The following is a 19139-nucleotide window of genomic DNA, read 5'->3' as shown; positions in this document are numbered from 1 at the left end:
CGTCCGTCCGACGGGACTGACCCCGCAACCTATCTCGCTCGAGGCCGAATCCCTCGTCGATGCTCACCGACACGCCGGGGTTTCACCACGTCACGGGGATCGTCGGCGACGCCCAGGAAGCCGTCGACTTCTACGTCGGCACGCTGGGCCTCCGGCTGGTCGCTCGGACCGTAAACTTCGAGGACCTCCTTCAGCACCACCTCTACTTCGGCGACGCGACGGGAGCGCCGGGGACGGTGTTCACCGTCTTTCCCGATCCGCACGCCGATCCCGGTCGAGTCGGGCCACCGCAGCCAGAATCGGTTTCGTTCGCCGTTCCGAGCGGCGTCCTCGAGTACTGGCGCGACCGACTCGCGGCCCGCGGCGTCGACGTCGAGGGTCCTCTCGAGCGGTTCGACGAGCGCGCACTTCGGTTCACCGATCCCGCCGGCAGTCGGCTCGAACTCGTCGCGACGTCGCTCGAATCCTCGACGGGGATCGACCCGTCCGAATCGTCGAGATCGAACGCGTCGGCCACCTCCCCCGCGACGGCGAACAGCGCCGACGAACCCGAAGCGGCGGACTCGAGCGACGGACCCGGTCGCCTCGCTGCGCTGGACGGACCCGTCCCCGACGACGCGGCGATTCGCGGCCTACACGGCGTTTCCGTGCTCTCGGTCAACCCGTACGCGACGGCGGGAACGTTCGAGACGCTCGGCTTCTCCTACGAGGCCGAACGGGAGGGACGCGTCCGCTACCGCGCGTCGGGATCGATCGGCGCGGTCGTCGACGTCCTCGATCGTGACGCGTCGTTCGGTCGCGAGGGGCCGGGAACAATCCACCACGTCGCTGTTCGCGTCCCCGAGGAGGAAGCGCTCGCCGAGTGGCGCGATCTCTTCGACGACCGCGGCTACGACGTCTCCCGCGTGAAGGACCGCCACTTCTTTCACTCGCTGTACGTCAGAGAGCCGGGCGGAATCCTGTTCGAACTCGCGACCGAGGCGAACGACGTCGTCGCGACCGTTCGCGGAACCGACGAGCTCGGAGACGACGCGCGTTCGGATTCCCGCCCGACCACCAGCAAACTGTACCTTCCCGACCGGTTCGAACGCGACCGCGCGCTGATCGAGAGCCAGCTGCCGACGCTTTCGGTGCCAGCCGACGCGACCGGCGCTCCGGTGGACCACGCTGACGAGCCGTGACCCCTCCCCGCCGACCGACCTCGGTTTCGGGTCCGCACGCCGACCAGCCGTTGCTCACCGCCGGTGCGCCGGCTCGAGCCGCCGACGTCGCCGTCGTCCTCTGTCACGGCCGCGGTGCGACGGCACAGGGGGTGATCAACCTGTTCGAGCCGGTCTACCGCCACGGCGTCGCCGTCCTGGCCCCGCAGGCGACGCGAAACGCCTGGTTCCGTCGGCCGCCGACCGCGCCGCGAGCGGAGAACGAGCCCTGGCTCTCCTCGAGCGTCGGCTGCGTCGCCGCGGCGCTCGAGGCCGCACGCGCGGTCGACGTTCCGCCGGAGCGAACCCTGCTCGGCGGCTTCTCCCAGGGAGCCTGCGTCGTCGCCGAGTTCGTCCGCCGAACGCCGCGGCGATACGGCGGCGTCTTCCTGCTCTCGGGTCACCTTCCAGGAGCCGACGAGGACGATCGATCGATCGACGGCGACCTCGAGCGCACGCCCGCGGTGATCGGCTGCGGCGCGGACGACCGGCGGATCGATCCCGAGCGCGTCGCCGAGACCGCCCGGGCGTTCGACCGAGCGAACGCGGACGTCGACGAACGGATCTTCCCCGACGTCGGCCACGAGGTGACCGACGACGAGTTCGCGGCGATCGGTGCGATGATCGATCGCGCGTTGTCGGCGTAATTCGTGTCGCTGTTCGACGATCTGGACGTCCGATCGGTCACTCCGGTGCCAGTCCCTTCTCCGCGAGTTCGTCCAGCGCCACCTCGGACTTCTCGAGGTCGAGTCCCATCCCCGAGCGCACGTGGTCGGCTTTGGTGAACTGGATCTCGCGGTACTCGACGAGCTGGATTCGGTTCCCCCACGGATCGCGAAACTCGAGGCCCGGCACGTCGAGTCGATCGACGTCCACAGTCTCGAGACGGTCCTCGGCGACGCTCGCGTCGTCGACGACGAGGCCGACGTGGCGTGCGTCGTCGACCGTCTCGCCGGCCCCGTCGGTCTCGGCGAGCGCGACGAACTGGTCGCCCATGTCGACGAACGCCTTCGTCTCGGAACGGCCGCGCAGGTCGAACGCGAACAGCGATCCGTAGAACTCGAGTGCCGCGTCGACGTCACCGACCTCGAGCGCGACGTGGTTGGTGCCGACGAGGTGGGGGCGGTCGTCGTCGGTTCCGCTGGTCGCGTCGGTTTCGGAGTCGTCGGCAGTTTCGGTCACGCTCGAGACGTCGGCATCGAGGCACCTACCGACTGTGCCGGCAGTCTCCGTGCGTCGAGCGATCGCCACGTTCCGACGAAGCGTCGGCTCGGCGGCGAGCAGCCGTCAAAAAAGTCAGCGCGTGTGGTGTGTCGACAGGGTGGTCGCGACTTACGGCGTCGCCTGTGCGTCCTCGGCTTCCTCGAGTCCCTCGAGTGCGGCGATGACGTCGTTGCGGTAGTTGACGACCGGCGAGTCGTATCGCTCGCGGGCCATCTGGGCGTACTCGTTCGTCGGGGCGGTCGAACCGCTTTCGGGAGCCTCCTGTTCGGCCTCCCACTCCTCGAACGCCTCGATGCGCTCTACGGTTCGTTCGGCGGTTTCGACGACCCAGCGGTCGCGGGTGGCCGCGTCGACGACCGAGATGGACTCGGGTCGAAGCGAGACGTTGACGGTGCCGTCGTCGGTCTCGTAGGTCCGGGGTTTCCCGACGACCGCGACGTACGCCGGCGGCTCGGTGTCCCGTAGAACCGAGGCGGCTTCGGGCTGGTACTGGCCCGCGTAGACGAAGAACGTCCCCGTCGGGTCGACGACGCGTCCGCGCCAGTACTCGCTGTCTTCGCCGACGTCCTCGGTTTCCGTGAGGGTGCCGACGACGAAGACGCGATTGGCGCGGTCGCCGGTCGGAAGGAGCGCGTAGTTCGGTGCGCGTTCGTCGTCGCTCTCTTTGAACGCGTACGTCGAATCGTTGAATTCGGAGGCGAAGACGCGGCGAGCGACTTCGCGCGTGAGTTCGGCCTGACTCATATCACATCGACCTCGCTTTGATCAGCAGGGCTTCGGCATCGGCCGGCCCGTCCAGTTCCTCGACGTCGTCGGCCAGCACGTACCGGCCGAACGTCGGTCCCTCGATGCGGTAGTAGGTGCCAACGACGTCGTCGGCGATCTCGTCGGCCACGACGGTGGTGTCGAGCGCGTCCATGGCCATATCTTTGGCCTCCTCGAGCGAGAGGCCCGTGAGATCCTCGGTGGCCTCCTTATCGAAGATGACCTCGTGGGCGTCGATGCCGTCGTCGACGACCGCTTTGATCCGGAGGTCGAACTCTCCCTCGACCTCGCCGTGTTCGGAACACCGGCCGTTCTGGAGGACGCGGGTGCAGTCCTCTTTCGGACAGCGCTTGATGAGTCCGCTGCCGCTTTGCATGTCGACGAGCGCGCCCTCGATCTCGCTCGTGTCGTCGCCGACCTCGATCTCCTCGTCGAGTTCCTCGATGACCGTGGTGCTGTTCAGTTTGACCGAGTACCGACCCTGGTACTCGTCGGTGACCACGTTCCGGAGGTCGTAGACGCCGCCTTCCTCGAGCGCGGGCAGGTCGGATTTCGCCCACTTCGTGAACTTGATCGTTCCCGTCGGATCGCCCAGCAGGCCGACCTGGGCGACGGCGTCGCTTCGCGGGTCCCAGAGTTCGATGACCTTCGCCGTGAGGTCGATCCACTGTTCGGGTTCGTCGACGTCCTCGACGTTGACGGCCTCGCTGCCGCCGCTCGAGATGTCCTCGCGCTCGAGACCCGCCTCGTCGAGGTAGTGATTGGTGACGCTCCGGCGCGCCTCGTCCATGGGTACCTTGTACTCGTCGACGAGTGTGGTCAGGCGCTCTTCGACGTCTTCGACCGCGACGTCGATGTGATCCGAAAACTGCTCGTGTATGTCCGCTGCGTGCTGTGGTACGTCGCTCATTGTCTCACGCCTCCGCTTTCGTTTCACTGGGAGGCATACGTCCGTTCGCTCCCACCACTATTTAAACTGCCGCCACCGGAGCGAAAGTGAACCGGCGGACGACCGCGAACGGTCGCGGTCAGTCGCCGCCCGACGCGGCCTCCGGTAAGCCGTCGCCGCCTTCGGTTTCGACCGTTACGCGAACGTGATCGCCGTCGTGAAGTTCGTCGCCGAGGTCGGCCTCGGCGCCGTTGATCGTGATCTCGACCGCCGTTTCCGGATCGTCGTCGTCGAAGGTCTCGCCGTGGATGGTGATCGACGACTCCGTTATCGGCATCTCGACGTCGGCCATCGCCGACTCGAGGTCGACGCGGTCGGGGTGCATGTGCCAGGTGTTCCCGTCACCGGGGTGGAAGTGGAACGTCCCGCCCAGCTCCTCCTGGTAGTACTGGGGCTGTTCGAAGTCGATCACCTCGCCGTCGACTTCGACGGTGAGCTGGCCGTGTTCGTGGACGTACCCCTCGTCTCCGAGTCCGGCGACCACGACGTAGCCGACCGCGCCGATCACGATCAGCCCGAACGAGAGCGCGAGCCCGTACAGGACGATCGGACTACCACCGCCGTCGCTCTCGAGCGACCCTCGCTGTTCGACGCGGCGGCGGTCGATCCGTCCGAGATCGTCGGCGTGCTCGCTCGCCAGGTGATCCAGGTACGCCCCCTCGTCGGTGAACGACGCGTCGCAGTAGTCGCAGTCGGGCATCGGTCGGGATTGGAACCGCAGGCACTCAGACGTATCGTTCTCGCCGCCTCGTCTGCGTCCGTCCGCTCACTTCTCGCGCCCGTTGGTCGGTTCGTCCGGTTTCGTCCGTCCGCTCACTCCTCGTCGCCGTAGGCCGACAGCGACTGGTTCGTCGCGCCGGCGCGGTGGCGCGTCGCCAGCCCCGCGAGGTGTGGCGCTTCGGGGACGATCAGCTGTTCGCAGGCGGTCTGACACGCGCCCGTACTGCCCGGGATGCAAAACACCGGCGTGTCGACGGCGATGCCGGCGGTCGCACGCGAGGCGATCGCCCGCGTGCCGATCTCCTCCCACGAGAGCGCGCGAAAGCGTTCGCCGAAACCCGGCAGGTCGCGCTCGAACAGCGACGACGTCGCGTCGGGGGAGACGTCGTCGGCCGTGACGCCCGTCCCGCCGGTCGTGACGACGACGTCGATATCGCGACGCGCGACGAGCCCCCGCACCGCCGTGCGAATCGACGAGTAGTCGTCCCGAACCAGTAGCCGCTCGCGAACCTCGTGGCCCTCGTCCTCGAAGCACTCCTGGATCGTGTCGCCGCCGGGATCGTCTGGATCCGTCTCGTCCGCGCGCGAGCTCGAGACCGTCACGATCCCGACGTAGAGCGGGTCGATGATGTCGTGGCCGTGGTGGTCGGTGCCGCGTCGCTCGTCTCGATCGGTTGCCATGTGATCACGTGTGGGCTCGAGTGTGATAAGATAGTGTGGGACAGCTTCGGGACGGCCATCGTTCAGTACCCTTATCGTGTCCGATTCCAGTGGTGTCGACGACGATGTCCCCGTCACGTGCTCGTGCTCGAGCGCCGTCGACCGCGGCGTTCGCGCCGATCCTCCTCGCCAATCTGGTGCCGCTCGTCGGCGTACTCGCGTACGGCTGGGAGCCGACGACGCTGGTCGCGATCTACGCGCTCGAGGTGCTGCTCGCCTTCCCGCTCGCCGCGGCGAAGACGCCGTTCGCGGGCCGACCGCCGCGGGTCGAGGATCTGGAAGATGACGGGGGTGACTCGAGCGTGCTCGCCGTCGGAAACACCGACCTCGCGCGAAAACGCGGGAGCGTCGAACTGGTGTCGTGGCTCCCGCCGGTCTACCCGCGAAACCTGCCGTTCGTCGGCGCGGTACTCTTCGCGAGCGTGTGGACGACGCTCTTCGTCGTGGCCGCCCTGGCGCAGGTCGCCGTTCACGAGGCGCTCGCGCGGCCGGAAGTCTGGCTCGGCGTCGCTGCGTTGATCGCGGGTCAGGGTGTAGAGACCTGGCGCGACTACCTTCGGAGCGGGCGCTACGAGACGACCTCGCCGTACGCGGTCGTCGAGGCCCCGGCGCGGCAGGCGTTTTTCCTGATTTTCGTCTTGCTCGTCGTCGCGGAGACGAGCGGGGCGGTCGTCCTCGCCGCGTTCGTCGCCGTCAAACTGCTCGTCGACTGGTCGGCGTTTCGCGCGACCCGGGGCGATGGCGGGCGACTCACCGGATGGCTCGCCGGACCGGAGGGTGCGGACGAGCGTTCCGATCCGCCGCGGCCGCCGGACGACGACTTCGATCCGAGCTCGGAACCGGACGCCCGAGTCCCGACGCACACGCGGACGGTGGTTCTCACCGGCGTCCTGCACACGCTGGTGAAACCGGCTCCGTTTTACGTGGGCATCGTGCTCCTCGCGTGGGTCGTCATCCTCGCCGTTCTCGGCGGAAACGGCGACGGCGGGTGGTTCGCGGTCGCACTGCTGGTCGGGAGCGCCCTCCTCGCGTTCGCGGTACTCGCGACGTTTCTGGCGATCAAGGTGGCCGAACACGTCCTCGAGTACGCCCCGCTCGAGTACCGCCGGTACGGCGACCGCCTCGTCGCGTACGATGCCTGGGTCGACGAAATCCAGTGGATCGTCCCGCTCCACGAGATCCGCGACGTCACCCTCGTCTTCGATCGGTTCCCTGACCGGGTGTTCGACGCGCGAACGCTCGAGGCGCGGACGGGGTGGGGCGACGACGAGTCGACGCGAGCGCTCGGTCCCGTCGGGGACGCCGACGCGTTCGTCGAGGCGCTGGACCTGCCGGTGCGAACGGCAGAGCTCGAGCTGAAACCGATGGATCGACGGATCGCTGCGCTCGCGATCGTCCCCGTCGTCGGCGTGGTCGTCGTCGCCGTCGCGTTCGCGGTCGGTCCGTGGCCGCTGCTGGCCGCGGTGCCGTACGTTTTCTTCGGGCTCCCGTTCGCCGCGCCCGTCCTGCACGGGCTCTGGCGACGGGCGTATCCGGACCCCGAGTCGCAGTGACGGCCAGGACCACAGTGTGCCGGTCCGCTCCAGGGCGATCCGGCGAGCGTCGCGAATCGTGAGCCGTTCCCGCTCGAGCTAGCTCGGTCCGCCTTCGTCGGAAATGACGATCGATTCGCCCATCGCCGTCGGCGCGTCGTTCTCGAACGTCGACCAGTCGGCGTCCATCTCCGCGTCGGTGAGCAGGCAGTCGTCGAGGCGGTCGACGAGCGCGTCGACGTCGAGATCGCGGCCGATCAGCGCCAGTCGACTCTCGCGGTCGCCCCACTGTTCGTCCCACTCGAGGTCGGGCTGTCCCCGTCGGTAGCGCTCGCGTCGCTGTTCGGGAAGGCTGGCGATCCATCGGCCGGTCACCTCGAGGCTCGTTTCCCTTCCGGCGTGACTCATCGTGATCGCCTGGCGCTCTCGTCCGGCGATCCAGCACAGCCCCTTCGAACGCACGAGTTCCGGGGGAAGGTCGGCGAGAAGCGCGGCGAGTCGTCCGGGGTGAAACGGCCGGCGGCGGCAGTAGCTGTCGACGGTGATGCCGTACCGCTCGGGTGGGTGCGCGTGATCGTGGCTGTGCTCGTGGCCGTGGTCGTTGTGCTCGCGATCGTGGTCGTCGTGGCTGTGCGCGTGATCGTGGTCGTCGTGGCTGTGCGCGTGATCGTGGTCGTCGTGGCTGTGCGCGTGATCGTGGTCGTCGTGGCTGTGCGCGTGATCGTGGTCGTCGTGGCTGTGCGCGTGATCGTGGTCGTCGTGGCCGTCGTCACCACGGTCGGTGCCGCCCTCGTCCTCGAGCGCGCGCTTCCAGCCCGCGGCGTCCGTCGCGGCCTCGAGATCGAATCGCTGCGTGCCGAGCAGGTCGTCGGACTCGAGCGCGCCGTACTCGGTCGTCACGATCTCGGCGCGCGGCTGAATCGTCTCGAGCAGCGCGACGACGCGGTCGCGTTCGTCGACGTCGACGAGATCGCACTTGTTGACGACCAGGAGGTCGCAGAACTCGACCTGCGCCAGGACGAGATCGGCGAGCGGGCGCGTCCCGGTCTCGTCCGCGCCCTCGATCGTGGGGGGCTCGCCGACGGAACCGACGTCGGCGAACCGGTCGTGAAATCGGCGCGCGTCGACGACCGTGACGACGGCCTCGAGGTCGTACGCGCCCGCGGCGGGGCCGCGGACGAACTGGCGGGCGATCGGCTCGGGTTCGCCGACGCCGGAGGCCTCGATCACGAGGTGGTCGAAGTCGCGCTCGCGCCCGAGGCGGACGACCGATCGCGAGAGTTCGCCGCCGAGGCTACAGCAGATGCAGCCGTTCTCGAGGGCGACGACCTCGTCGCCGGTCTCGAGGTGCGTCCGCGCCTCGACGAGGTCGGCGTCGACGTTGATCGCGCCGACGTCGTTGACGACGACCGCGACGTCGCGGTCGGCCGACTCGAGGAGCCCCGAGAGCAGCGTCGTCTTCCCAGCGCCGAGTTCGCCACAGAGGATCGTTACCGAAGTCGCCATTCGTTACTCGTTCGCGAGCGCGAGTTCACGTCGCTCTTGCGGTTCGAAGGGATCGGGGTAGGCGTCCCAGTTTTCACCCATCTCCGCGTCGGTGAGCAGGCAGTCGTCGAGGCGGTCGATCAGTTCGGTCTCGTCGAACTGACGGGCGATGAAGACGAGTCGGGTCATCCGATCGCCCCACTCGTCGTCCCAGTCGTCTTCGAGCCCCGGCCGTGCGGCAAAGTACCGCTTTCGCTCGCGCTCGGGTAGCGTCGCGAGCCACTGGCCGGACGGCCCGGCCCGAACGGAGGTGCCGGCTTTGTCGATGCCCATCGCGACGTCCTCCCGACCCGCGCTCCAAAAAAAGCCCTTGGCGCGCACGATCTCGTCGGGGAGCTCCGAGAGTAACGACGCGATTCGATACGGGTGAAACGGTCGGTCGCGCTGGTAGACGAACGAGGTGACGCCGTGTTCCTCGCGCGGATCGTGGGCGTGTTCGTGCTGGAGTTCGTGCTTCCAGCCCGCGGAGTTCTGGGCCGCCTGGAAGTCGAACGCGCCCGTGCCGAGAATCCGATCGGGGTCGACGTCGCCGAACTCCGTGCGCACGATCGTCGCACGCGGCTGGAGCGTCTCGAGGACGGCTTCGATCTCCTCAAGCGCGTCATCGGGCACGAGGTCGCACTTGTTGAGCACGAGGACGTCGCAGAACTCGATCTGGTCGAGCAACACCTCCTCGGGCACGCGACCGGCGTCGTCCTCGAGTCCGTCCTCGACGAGCGCCGCGCCTGAGTCGAACGACTCGAAGAAGCTGTGGGCGTTGACGACCGTGACCATCGTATCGAGCGCGTAGGTGTCGGTCGGGTCGAACGACGCGTCCTCGAAGCCCATCGCGAACGTCTGTGCGACCGGAATCGGCTCGGAGATGCCCGACGATTCGACCAGCAGGTAGTCGAACTCGCGGCGATCCGCCAGCCGACCGACCTCGTCCAGCATGTCCCCTCGCAGCCGACAGCAGATACAGCCGTTCGACAGTTCGATAATTTCGTCGTCGCCGCCCAGGTCGGATCGCTGGGCGACGTGTTCGGCGTCGACGTTCACTTCGCCCATGTCGTTGACCACGACGGCGACCTCGAGCCCGTGGTCGGCGGTCAGAACGTGGTTGAGTACGGTCGTCTTTCCCGCCCCGAGGCTTCCGCTCAGGACGGTGACGGGAATGCGGTCGTTGCTCATACTGTTAACACAATACCTCTGTATATTATTAAATCTGGCTACTTCTGCAGGCGCAGTTATTGAAGAGTAATTGCTATTAACGTCGACGAGTACGTTCACATATGCCCGTCGTCAGCGTCTCGATGCCCACCACCCTGATCGAGCGGATCGACTCACTCGCCGACGAACACGACTACAGCGGTCGAAGCGACGTCGTCCGTGAGGCCACGCGGACGCTCCTCTCGGAGTTCGACGACGAACGACTCGAGGAACGGCCGCTCGCCGGCTACGTGTGGGTTCGGTACGCGTTCGGAACGCAGTCGATCGAACGACGCGTTGCGGAGTTACGACACGAGTTCGAGGACGCCGTCACCACCGACGATCACAGCCACGTGGGCGAAAGCGATTCCCGGTCCCTCGCCGACGGGTCGGCGGAGCCCGGATCGACGGACCGAACGGCGTACTGCCTCGATCTGTTCGTGCTCGAGGGAGACCTCGAGACCGTCTCGGCGTTCGTCGGCCGGCTCCGATCCATCGACGGCGTCGAGACCGTCGACTACTCGCTGTTTCCCCTGGACACGATCGATGCAACCGGGGGGTGATACGGTCTGTTGTACCGATTTACCGATACAACCGCAGCCCGTTCGCAGGTCCACCGGACGTCGGAACGGCAATCGGTACGAGGCCTGCAGGAACACCCACCAGCTTGATGCCCGCGACCGTCGAGAGACGGTCGTACCGACGGAACGAATCGACCGCTCGAGCGGACGTCGATCATCACTCGATCGCCCGTCCCTCGGTCGAACGTCGGACGACGACCCCCTCGTTTCCACCCATGGATCTTCCATCGACGGCCGAACGAGTCCCGAAAAGCACCAGCGAACCGGTAAACGAACGAATCCGACGGGAGACGGCCGACCGCCTCCGGTACTACGGTGCACACCCCGAGGAGATCGACGCCCGACTCACCGAACTGGACGAGGAGTGGGACGTCGAACGGACGCTCGAGGCGAACGCCGCCTCGCTCATCCTGCTCTCGCTCGCGGCCGGCGCGACGGTCGACCGACGTGTGCTCGCGGTTCCAGCCGTCGTCGCGGCGTTCTTACTTCAGCACGCCCTGCAGGGCTGGTGTCCGCCGATCCCCGTGTTGCGCCGGCTGGGCGTCAGAACGCAGCGGGAGATCGACGCGGAGCGCCGCGCGCTGACGGCGTTGCGAGACGACGCCTAGCGGACTCGAGAGAGCCGATTTCGAGCGAACGACCGCGTCGCCGTTTTTTCGCAGGATTTGCTCGTAGCTATCGCTCCCGCACGTAGCGACTCGAAAAACACGCCGAAGCCAGGACTCGAACCTGGGACAACCTCGTTAACAGCGAGGTGCTCTACCATCTGAGCTACTTCGGCTCGTTCGATGATAGCCGGGTTGATTTGATAGGGCTTTCGTTTTGGCTTCCGGCGGTTCGATACGCTTTCACGTCCCGCTCGAGTAGGGTCGAGCAATGAGCGGAGAGAACGCCGACCGAGGTGATCGCGACGAGCCGGGCGCGTCGAAGGGCGACTTCGAGACGGTCGTCGCCGCGGTCCGCGAACGCGTCGATCCCGATCCGGACGAGCGAGCTCGGTTGCGAGCGGTCGCCGACCGTCTCATCGAGCGCGCGGAGGCGGCCGCGACCGACCGCTGTGACGGCGCGGACGTGCTGCAGGTCGGCTCGAGCGCCCGGGGAACCTGGGTCAGCGGTGACCGCGACATCGACGTCTTCGTCCGGTTTCCGCCGGAACTCGACCGGGAGACCCTCGAGGAGTACGGTCTCGAGGTCGGCCACGCCACGCTTCCCGGCGGCCACGAGGAGTACGCCGAACACCCCTACGTCAAAGGGGCGGTCGACGGGTTCGACGTCGACGTCGTCCCGTGTTTTCGGCTCGAGTCCGCGACCGAGATCCGCTCTGCGGTCGATCGGACGCCGTTTCACGCGCAGTACCTCGAGGCGAGACTCGACGACGATCTCGCGGCCGACGTCCGCGTCACGAAGCAGTTCATGAAGGGGATCGGCGTCTACGGAAGCGACCTCCGAACCCGCGGATTCAGCGGCTACCTCACGGAACTGCTCGTCTGCGAGTACGGCGGCTTTCGCTCGCTGCTCGAGGCCGTCCGCGACTGGCGGCCCCAGATCGTCCTCGATCCCGAGGACCACGGCCGAGCGAGCTTCGACGACCCGCTGGTCGTGATCGATCCGACCGACCCCGAACGGAACGTCGCGGCGGTCTGTGCCGCCGACAACGTCGCTCGCCTGCAACACTACGCCCGCGAATTTCTCGAGCGACCGTCCCTCGAGTACTTCGAACCCGACGATCGCGACCCGCTCTCGAAATCCGAACTCCTGTCCCACCTCGAGCGTCGCGGGACGACGCCCGTCGCCGTTCGGTTCGAGACGCCGGCTCTCGTCGAAGATCAGCTCTATCCGCAGTTGCGAAAGTCGCTCGCGGGGATCTGCCAGGGCCTGGACGAGCGCGGATTCGACGTTCTGCGGTCGACGGCGCTCGCCAGCGACACGTCGGCGATCCTCGTCGAACTCGCAGTCGACGAACGGCCGGCGGTCGAGCGCCACCGGGGGCCGCCGGTACACATCAAGGGCCACGCCCGCGGCTTCTACGGTCGGTACGCCGACGATCCCGACGTCTACGGGCCCTTCGTCGTCGAGGATCGGTACGTCGCGGAGCGCGATCGGGAGTTCACCACCGCGTGCGAGTTCCTCGAGAGCGATCAGCTCCTGGAGGTCGGACTCGGCGCGCACGTCGAGTCAGCGCTCGAAGACGAGTACGAGGTGCTCGTCGACGACGACGTGACCGCGTTGCTCCCCGCGTTCGGCTCCGAGCTTCGGTCGTACTTCGAGCCGGTTCCCTGAGATAAAATCGCGGTCAGAACTCGAGGCTCAGATTCAGTTCGTGCGCGTCGAGGACGGCCTCGAGTGCCTCCTCGGCCTGGTCCGCGAGTTCGCCGCCGGGTTCGATCGGCTCGCGGCCGTCGAACGTCTCGTGGACCAGCGCGACGCTGTCGGCGAGGACGTCCAGTCCGTACCCGCCCTCGAGGACGAACGCCAGTGCGGCGTCCGTCTCGTCGGCCAGTCCGCGCAGCCGGTCGGTCATCAGGGCGTACGCCTCCGTGGACAGGCGAATTCGGGAGATCGGATCGTGTCGGTGTGCGTCGAACCCCGCGCTGACGAGCAACAGATCGGGATCGAACGATTCGATTCCGGCCGCGATCGGCCCCTCGACCGCGGCGAGGTACTCGAGGTCGTCCGTCCCGGCGGGCATCGGGACGTTCATCGTCGCCCCCTCGCCGTCGCCGGTTCCCGTCTCGTCGACCGCGCCGGTGCCGGGGTACAGCCCCTGCTCGTGGAGCGAGGCGAAAAAGACGTCGTCGCGGTCGTAGAAGATGTCCTGAATCCCGTTGCCGTGGTGGACGTCCCAGTCGACGATCGCCACCCGATCGACGCCGTACGCCTCGGAGTCGAGCGCGTGCTGGGCGGCGACGGCGGCGTTGTTCACGAAACAAAAGCCCATCGCGTCGTCGGCGACGGCGTGGTGGCCCGGCGGTCGCCCGAGCGAGAACGGCGTCTTTCTCCCGTCGTTTCCCTCGAGGGCCGCTTCGACCGCCCAGCAGGCGAGTCCCGCGCTGTGGCGAACCGCATCCCAGGTTTCTTCGACCGCGGTCGTATCCGGATCCCAGTTGCCGCCGCCGTCGGCGCAGAACTCCTCGAGCGATTCGACGTACGCCGAACCGTGTACGGCCGTGATCCGCTCGACGTCGCAGGGATCGGCGTCGACGTACTCGACGCCGTGTTTGCGCTTCAACCGTTCCCGGATCGCTCGCAGCCGGTCCGGCGTCTCCGGGTGACGCGGACCGGGATCGTGTGCGAGACAGACCTCGCTGTAGCCGAACTGCATTTCACTCGAACAACGAGAAGTACGTCTCGATGTCGTCGTCGGTGATCGTTCGTCGGTCGGCGTGGCGAGCGAGCGTCGCCGCCGCTCGAGCGACGTTGTCGGCGTAATCCTCGAGGATGTCCGCCAGCGCGATCCGCGCGTCCATCGAGACGCGATACTTGTCGTCGATCTCCAGTCTGGCGATCCGGTCGACGGGGGCGACGGGCAACTCGAGGTCGTCCTTGTCGATCACCGTCTCGACTTCGAAGTCCGTCGCCATCAACGTCTTTCGCCCGTCCGTCGTGGCCCGTTCGGCGGCGTCGATCGCGAGTTCGCTGCCGTGTTCCTGGATCCGCGTTGCGAGTTCTTTCGACGCGTCGGCGCTCACCCGTAGATCGCCCGCGTTCCGCCTGATAATCGTATCCACCGGGGCGAACGGGAGTTCGACGTTCATATCATGATAGGCGAAGCTAACTCCCTTAACGCTTTTCCTAGGCGTTCAACGAGGTTGCTCGCCCGCTCAGAAGACGTCGCTCGCGTCGAGGCGACCGCCGTCGCGGACGGTCCCGCGAACCGTGATCTCCTCGCCGAGGCCGACGTCCGCGTCGGTCTCGACGCTCATCGTCGTCTCGCCGTCGTCGAGCACGACCGGGTCGCCCGCCTGGACGACGACGCCGGTGAACTCGAGCTCGTCGCCGGCCGCGGGATCGCTCGAGTCGGCGTCCGTCGTCGCCTCCGTCGAGCCGGCATCGCCAGCCGCCTCACCGCTGACGTCCGCCGTCGACTCGCCGGTGTCGTCGCTCCCGTTACCGTCTCCCCCTTCGGTGGCGAAAGCCGACAGTCCCGCGCTCTCGTCGCGCGCGTCGCCGTCCGCGCCGTCGGTTCCGTCCGACTCCGACTCGAGGATCGTGACCGTCGACTGCCAGCCCGCGGAGGCCTCGAGGTCGTCCTGCCACCCGTCTTTGATCTCGACGTCGCCGAGAGCGACCTCGTCGCCCGGGCCGACGTCGACGTCGGCTTTCTCGCCCCAGAGCGCGACGCGAATGTCGCCGGTCGCGTCCTGGACGCGGATGTTTCGCACCTGGCCCTCAGAGCCGTCGTCGCGATCGAACGTCCGTTTCGGATCGGCCGAGCGGACGACGCCCGCGAGGTCGACCGTCTGTCCGATCTCGAGGTCCTCGATCGGGGTACTCTCGGGCACGTACTCGACGTCGTCGTCGACCTCCTCGATCGCGCCGCGGTTGCCGACGTGGAGTTCGAGAGCGCCGTCGCGCTCTCGAACGTAGCCGTCGATCACCTCGACCGTGATGCCGGGTTCGATCTCCTCGGCCAGTTCGGCCCGCTCGTCCCACAGCGTCACGCGAACGCGGCCCGTCGAGTCGCCCAGCACGAGGTTCGACACCTTTCCCTCGGAGCCGTCGTCTCGCTCGAACGTCCGTACCGTATCCGTCGCCAGCACGAGGCCGGCGAGGTTGACGTTCGAGAGCCCGAGCGAGAGGCTCTCGACGGTGTGGGTGTCGGTCACCTGTACGTCGATTTCGGTCTCGTCGTCCGGTTCGACGTCGTCGACGCTGACCTCGACGCCCGAAAAGCCCTCCTTCGGTCGGCCCTTGACCCGCAGCACCTGTCCCTCCTCGAGTTCCTCGACGGCGGCTTCCGCGTGGTCGTCCCAGAACGCCGCCCGGACGGAGCCAGTTTCGTCCGCGACTTCGACGTTGACGACGCGGCCGTCCTCGTCTTCGCCGTCGCGCTCGAACGTCCGTATCTCGCCGATGCTCACCACTTTGGCGACGAACTTCGCTTCCTCCATTCCGGGTTCGATGTCGGCGATGCCGCCGACCTCGCTCTCGCCGACCTCGTGAGCGACGAGCATCGCCGCCGTCTCCTCGTCCGCGAGACCCCCCATCTGCTCTACTTTCGCCTCGACGGCCTCGCGAAACTCCTCGAGCGAGACGTCGGCCTCGAGATCCTCGTAGACGCCCTCGATGTCGCTCATTCTATGCTCGTGCATGCGTAGCCCGCGCATAAACGTTGTCCATTCCGCGCGTTCGCTCGGCCGTTCCGTGCGTTCTCTCGGCCACCTCGTCTGCTCGCTCGTCTTCGGTTCTCGCCGCCGCGTCGATCATACCGCGTTTCGTCGCGCCCTCGTATATCAACCCGCGTTCCTTCGAGCCGTCGCCACGGGCTCGAGTCGACACCCGGCAAGTTGTCTCGAACGCTCGGATCGTCGTCGCGAACTGGGTGCCGCCGAACGCTCGAGTCGAAACGGTGGTTCGGACGCGTTCGGTCGGTTACAGTATCTGCTTGAACGACGCATTGAAATGCAATTCAAATAAGATGATCGGACATCTTTATTAACTATTGTTCTAGTTATCGATTGAGTTTGGGATGACCTCTCCACTGAAAATACACCAGAACCTGTTTCGCCTCTACGAACACTACGTCAGCGAACCGGATTCGAAAAAAGACGTCTACGGCTACTGGCTGTTCATCCTCGGGTATCTCATCGCGGCCGCGGGCGTGTTCGCGTTCGTCGTCGGATACGCCGGCGACACCGGATCGTACGTCCTGATCCGGATCTCGGGCGTGACCGCCGCGGCGGGACTGTCGGTGTGCCTGTTCGGCCTCGTACTGATGCTTCCAGTCCGCAGACGCGGGATTCAAGCGAGCGTCGTCGGGCTCGCCATCGCGCTCGCCGGCGTCGTCTTCTTCGCCGCCGTCTACCCCCACGACTGGCGCGGTCACGGCGCCGACTGGAGCGTCGAAGTGATCGCGGTCTACTCGTTGGGCATCGGAATCATCGGCGGCGTGACGGCGCTCGTCCCGATCGTTACCGGTCAGCGGGGGATGTTCGTCGAGGAGGAAGGACAGACCGAGGACCCGCCGATCCTCACCGGCGACGCCCTCGAGGGCGCGCAGTTCGCCGTCTTCCGCGACGAGGACGGCGACTGGAAGTGGCACGTCCTCCACCTCGAGGCGCTCGCGGGAACCACCGACAGCGCCGTGACCCGCCCCGAAGCGACGGAGGGGATCGAACGCGTCAAATCCCAGATCAGCTCCGCCGGATTGATGGAGCTGACGACCTCGGCGTTCCGGCTCTACGAGGATCGGGACGGCACCTGGCAGTGGACGCTCGCGCGCGACGACGGCAGCGTCGTCGGCACCTGCGCGCGGGAGTTCGACCACCGCGACGACGCCGAGGGATCGGTGAGCTTCCTGAAAGACCGCGGGCCCGACGCCGACGTCATCGAGATCGACGGCGCGGCGTTCACCTACACGCAAGAGCGCGACCAGTGGTACTGGCAGCTCATCGACGACGATCGAACGCCGCTCGCCTCGAGCGACGACGGACACAGAACCCAGGAGCAAGCCGAGGAAGCTGCCAGGGAGTTCGCGGAGCGATTCGAACGGGCGCGCGTACTCGACGTCGAACGCGTCGGCGTCGAACTGTACGAGCGCGACGGCGGCTGGACCTGGCGCGTCGTCGACGACGAAGACGAGGTCGTCGCGACCGCCGACGGCGAGTTCGACTCGCGCCGCGACGCCGAGGCCGCCGTCGAGGCGCTGCTCCCCGGACTCGAGTCGGCGTCGATCACCGTCGCTGGTGAACCCGGCTACGAACTCTACCAGGTGGGCGATCGGTGGCAGTTCAGGCTCGTCGACGGGACCGAACGCGTGGTCGCCCGGAGCCCGGACGAGAGCGACGAGTTCGGGCGGACCGAACGTCAGGCCGAACGGTTCGCCGAGCACGCCCGCACGGCCGACGTCGTCGAGATCGACGACGCCGAGTACGAGGTCTATCCGGCCGACGACGGAGCGCAGTTCACCTACGACGAGTCCGACGAGCTGCCGGCGACGGTCGACGATCCCGAGGTGACGGCCGACGGCGGCGTCGTGGTCGACGACGAGGCCGAGGCCGGCCCCGACTGGAACTGGCGACTCGTCACCGAGGACCGGGACGTCGTCGCCGCGAGCAACGAGCCGCACCCGGACGCCGACGCCGCCGCCGAGGCGATCGAACGCGTCCGCGAGCAGGCGAGCGAGGCGGACCTCATCGAGTTCGAAAACGCCGCGTTCCAGGTGTACGAGGCCGACTCCGGCGAGTGGCGCTGGCGGCTCATCGACGAGGACGGCAACGTGCTCGCCGACAGCGGCGAGGAACACACCTCCCGGGGCGAGGCCGCAGAAGCGATGATGACGCTGAAAGAACAGGCCCCAGACGCCGAACTGCTCGAGATCGAAACCGCCGCCTTCGAGCTGTTCGTCAACGAGGACGACGAGTGGGGCTGGCGGCTCATCGACGAGGGCGGCAAACTGGTCGCGGAGGATCCGTCGACCCACCCGACCCGCGAGGCTGCACGGGCGGCGATGAACCGCCTGCTCGAGCACCTCGAGTCGAACGTCCGGACGATGAACGAGGCGATCTTCCAGACCTACGCGGCAGAGGACTGGCACTGGCGATTCGTCCTGCCGAACGGCGAGACGGTCGCCGTCGACGGCGAAGAGCATCCGACGCGCGACGACCTCGTCGAGCGACTCGACGACGTCCGGGAGGCGGCGACGTCCGGACAGCAGTACACGATCGGTGACGTCACCGTCCAGCTCTACGGACCCGACGACTGGCGATTCCGGCTGCTCGATCGCGACCGCGAGCCGATCGCCGACTCGGCGGTCTCGTACGCGACGCGCGACGAGGTCCGATCGGTCGTCGAGGGGATGGCCGGGCACGCGACCGACGCGCCGATTTTCACCATCGAGGACGCGGTCGTCCGCCTCGAGAACGGAACGGGCTGGTCGTGGAGCCTCGTCGACCGCGAGCGGTCGGTGATCGGTGCCTCGGTCGACACGGCGTACGACAAAGACGAGCTCCTGTCTACGGTCGAAACCGTCCGACAGCTCGCGCCGCTTGCCGGCAGGGTCGACTTCGACGTCGCCTCGTTCGAACTCGTCGTCGACGAGGACGAGCGCTGGCACTGGCGGCTCATCGACGAGGACGGTCGCGCGGTCGCGACGGGGTCGGAGACGTACGATTCGACGGCGGCCGCGCGCGAGGCCCTCGAGGACGTCCGCGAGCTGATCGAGGCGGCGAGCATCCTCGAGATCGACAGCGTCTCCTTCGAGCTCCACGCCGCCGAGGACGAGGACGGCTGGGTGTGGCAGCTGGTCGACGAGTACGGGACGACGATGGCCGAGAGCACCCGGCTCTACGAGACGCGAACCGGCGCTCGCGAGGCGATGAACGACGTGAAAGCCCACGCCCCCGACGGCTGGATCACGTTCACCGACTGACGCGGCGGTCGGCCGCACCTTTTTCAGCGCGTCAGGGACGATTGGTTTTGACGCGGGGAACCCGTTCGAGGCGACCGCCGAGACGCGACTCGAGACGGGTGGAACTGACGCCGCGCGGGACGGTCG

Annotated in this window: 17 protein-coding genes and 1 tRNA gene; 7 read left to right on the top strand and 11 right to left on the bottom strand. The window is 67.3% G+C overall.

Annotated elements, in window-relative coordinates; all coding sequences use genetic code 11:
- Positions 1-59: 59 nt before the first annotated feature.
- Complete coding sequence (locus EA472_RS06860) at positions 60-1181, top strand: VOC family protein (RefSeq protein WP_124190777.1); 1122 nt, start codon at positions 60-62, stop codon at positions 1179-1181.
- Positions 1178-1846 (top strand): alpha/beta hydrolase, encoded by a 669-nt coding sequence (locus EA472_RS06855; protein WP_124190776.1) that lies wholly within the window; start codon positions 1178-1180, stop codon positions 1844-1846. The genes EA472_RS06860 and EA472_RS06855 overlap by 4 nt, the downstream gene beginning before the upstream one ends.
- Positions 1847-1883: 37 nt before the next feature.
- On the opposite strand, the gene EA472_RS06850 is transcribed toward EA472_RS06855, so the two are convergent.
- From EA472_RS06850 to EA472_RS06830, 5 genes are all read right to left on the bottom strand, one after another.
- Complete coding sequence (locus EA472_RS06850; protein ID WP_124190775.1) at positions 1884-2381, bottom strand: VOC family protein; 498 nt, start codon at positions 2379-2381, stop codon at positions 1884-1886.
- A 150-nt stretch (positions 2382-2531) separates the two neighbouring features.
- Positions 2532-3167 (bottom strand): RPA family protein, encoded by a 636-nt coding sequence (locus EA472_RS06845; RefSeq protein ID WP_124190774.1) that lies wholly within the window; start codon positions 3165-3167, stop codon positions 2532-2534.
- A 1-nt stretch (position 3168) separates the two neighbouring features.
- Complete coding sequence (locus EA472_RS06840; protein WP_124190773.1) at positions 3169-4098, bottom strand: replication factor A; 930 nt, start codon at positions 4096-4098, stop codon at positions 3169-3171.
- A gap of 118 nt (positions 4099-4216) precedes the next feature.
- A complete protein-coding gene (locus EA472_RS06835) occupies positions 4217-4837 on the bottom strand; it encodes a hypothetical protein (protein WP_124190772.1) in 621 nt (206 codons plus the stop codon).
- A gap of 113 nt (positions 4838-4950) precedes the next feature.
- Positions 4951-5538, bottom strand: a complete 588-nt coding sequence (locus EA472_RS06830) for a MogA/MoaB family molybdenum cofactor biosynthesis protein (RefSeq protein ID WP_124190771.1) — start codon at positions 5536-5538, stop codon at positions 4951-4953.
- A 104-nt stretch (positions 5539-5642) separates the two neighbouring features.
- Between EA472_RS06830 and EA472_RS06825 the strand changes: the two genes are divergently transcribed.
- The gene (locus EA472_RS06825; protein ID WP_124190770.1) at positions 5643-7130 is read left to right on the top strand and encodes a DUF6498-containing protein; all 1488 of its coding nucleotides are present in this window, start codon (positions 5643-5645) and stop codon (positions 7128-7130) included.
- A gap of 78 nt (positions 7131-7208) precedes the next feature.
- On the opposite strand, the gene EA472_RS06820 is transcribed toward EA472_RS06825, so the two are convergent.
- Positions 7209-8615 (bottom strand): CobW family GTP-binding protein, encoded by a 1407-nt coding sequence (locus EA472_RS06820; RefSeq protein WP_124190769.1) that lies wholly within the window; start codon positions 8613-8615, stop codon positions 7209-7211.
- Positions 8616-8618: 3 nt separating this feature from the next.
- On the bottom strand, positions 8619-9824 hold the full coding sequence (locus EA472_RS06815) for a GTP-binding protein (RefSeq protein ID WP_124190768.1): 1206 nt from the start codon (positions 9822-9824) through the stop codon (positions 8619-8621).
- 101 nt (positions 9825-9925) lie between these two features.
- Between EA472_RS06815 and EA472_RS06810 the strand changes: the two genes are divergently transcribed.
- Positions 9926-10405 (top strand): CopG family ribbon-helix-helix protein, encoded by a 480-nt coding sequence (locus EA472_RS06810; RefSeq protein WP_124190767.1) that lies wholly within the window; start codon positions 9926-9928, stop codon positions 10403-10405.
- A gap of 233 nt (positions 10406-10638) precedes the next feature.
- Positions 10639-11031 (top strand): DUF2892 domain-containing protein, encoded by a 393-nt coding sequence (locus tag EA472_RS06805; protein ID WP_124190766.1) that lies wholly within the window; start codon positions 10639-10641, stop codon positions 11029-11031.
- Positions 11032-11131: 100 nt separating this feature from the next.
- Here EA472_RS06805 and EA472_RS06800 read toward each other — a convergent pair.
- A tRNA-Asn gene (locus tag EA472_RS06800) sits at positions 11132-11204 on the bottom strand.
- Positions 11205-11299: 95 nt separating this feature from the next.
- Here EA472_RS06800 and cca point away from each other — a divergent pair.
- Positions 11300-12703, top strand: coding sequence for a CCA tRNA nucleotidyltransferase (gene cca, locus EA472_RS06795; RefSeq protein ID WP_124190765.1), 1404 nt, complete (start codon positions 11300-11302; stop codon positions 12701-12703).
- Between the two features lie 13 nt (positions 12704-12716).
- Here cca and EA472_RS06790 read toward each other — a convergent pair whose 3' ends face one another.
- The 3 genes from EA472_RS06790 to EA472_RS06780 all read right to left on the bottom strand — a co-directional run bounded on the left by EA472_RS06790 (position 12717) and on the right by EA472_RS06780 (position 15720).
- The gene (locus tag EA472_RS06790; RefSeq protein ID WP_124190764.1) at positions 12717-13745 is read right to left on the bottom strand and encodes a histone deacetylase family protein; all 1029 of its coding nucleotides are present in this window, start codon (positions 13743-13745) and stop codon (positions 12717-12719) included.
- 1 nt (position 13746) lies between these two features.
- A complete protein-coding gene (locus EA472_RS06785) occupies positions 13747-14178 on the bottom strand; it encodes a histone family protein (protein WP_124190763.1) in 432 nt (143 codons plus the stop codon).
- Between the two features lie 66 nt (positions 14179-14244).
- Positions 14245-15720, bottom strand: a complete 1476-nt coding sequence (locus EA472_RS06780; protein WP_124190762.1) for a single-stranded DNA binding protein — start codon at positions 15718-15720, stop codon at positions 14245-14247.
- A 392-nt stretch (positions 15721-16112) separates the two neighbouring features.
- On the opposite strand from EA472_RS06780, the gene EA472_RS06775 reads away from it, so the two are divergent.
- Entirely contained in the window at positions 16113-19013 is a 2901-nt protein-coding gene (locus EA472_RS06775) for a DUF1508 domain-containing protein (RefSeq protein WP_124190761.1), read from the top strand.
- Positions 19014-19139 lie beyond the last annotated feature (126 nt).

This window comes from Natrarchaeobius oligotrophus (assembly GCF_003841465.1).
GTDB lineage: Archaea > Halobacteriota > Halobacteria > Halobacteriales > Natrialbaceae > Natrarchaeobius > Natrarchaeobius oligotrophus.
The sequence above is the reverse complement of the archived record's forward strand: the minus strand, read 5'-3'. Positions and strand labels throughout refer to the sequence as shown.

Bases quoted from the DNA above. Each gene is read 5' to 3' on its own strand.
- EA472_RS06860 (WP_124190777.1), top strand. From the start codon at position 60: ATGCTCACCGACACGCCGGGGTTTCACCACGTCACGGGGATCGTCGGC.
- EA472_RS06845 (WP_124190774.1), bottom strand. From the start codon at position 3,167: ATGAGTCAGGCCGAACTCACGCGCGAAGTCGCTCGCCGCGTCTTCGCC.
- EA472_RS06840 (WP_124190773.1), bottom strand. From the start codon at position 4,098: ATGAGCGACGTACCACAGCACGCAGCGGACATACACGAGCAGTTTTCG.
- EA472_RS06835 (WP_124190772.1), bottom strand. From the start codon at position 4,837: ATGCCCGACTGCGACTACTGCGACGCGTCGTTCACCGACGAGGGGGCG.
- EA472_RS06830 (WP_124190771.1), bottom strand. From the start codon at position 5,538: ATGGCAACCGATCGAGACGAGCGACGCGGCACCGACCACCACGGCCAC.
- EA472_RS06825 (WP_124190770.1), top strand. From the start codon at position 5,643: ATGTCCCCGTCACGTGCTCGTGCTCGAGCGCCGTCGACCGCGGCGTTC.
- EA472_RS06820 (WP_124190769.1), bottom strand. From the start codon at position 8,615: ATGGCGACTTCGGTAACGATCCTCTGTGGCGAACTCGGCGCTGGGAAG.
- EA472_RS06815 (WP_124190768.1), bottom strand. From the start codon at position 9,824: ATGAGCAACGACCGCATTCCCGTCACCGTCCTGAGCGGAAGCCTCGGG.
- EA472_RS06810 (WP_124190767.1), top strand. From the start codon at position 9,926: ATGCCCGTCGTCAGCGTCTCGATGCCCACCACCCTGATCGAGCGGATC.
- EA472_RS06805 (WP_124190766.1), top strand. From the start codon at position 10,639: ATGGATCTTCCATCGACGGCCGAACGAGTCCCGAAAAGCACCAGCGAA.
- cca (WP_124190765.1), top strand. From the start codon at position 11,300: ATGAGCGGAGAGAACGCCGACCGAGGTGATCGCGACGAGCCGGGCGCG.
- EA472_RS06790 (WP_124190764.1), bottom strand. From the start codon at position 13,745: ATGCAGTTCGGCTACAGCGAGGTCTGTCTCGCACACGATCCCGGTCCG.
- EA472_RS06785 (WP_124190763.1), bottom strand. From the start codon at position 14,178: ATGAACGTCGAACTCCCGTTCGCCCCGGTGGATACGATTATCAGGCGG.
- EA472_RS06780 (WP_124190762.1), bottom strand. From the start codon at position 15,720: ATGAGCGACATCGAGGGCGTCTACGAGGATCTCGAGGCCGACGTCTCG.
- EA472_RS06775 (WP_124190761.1), top strand. From the start codon at position 16,113: ATGACCTCTCCACTGAAAATACACCAGAACCTGTTTCGCCTCTACGAA.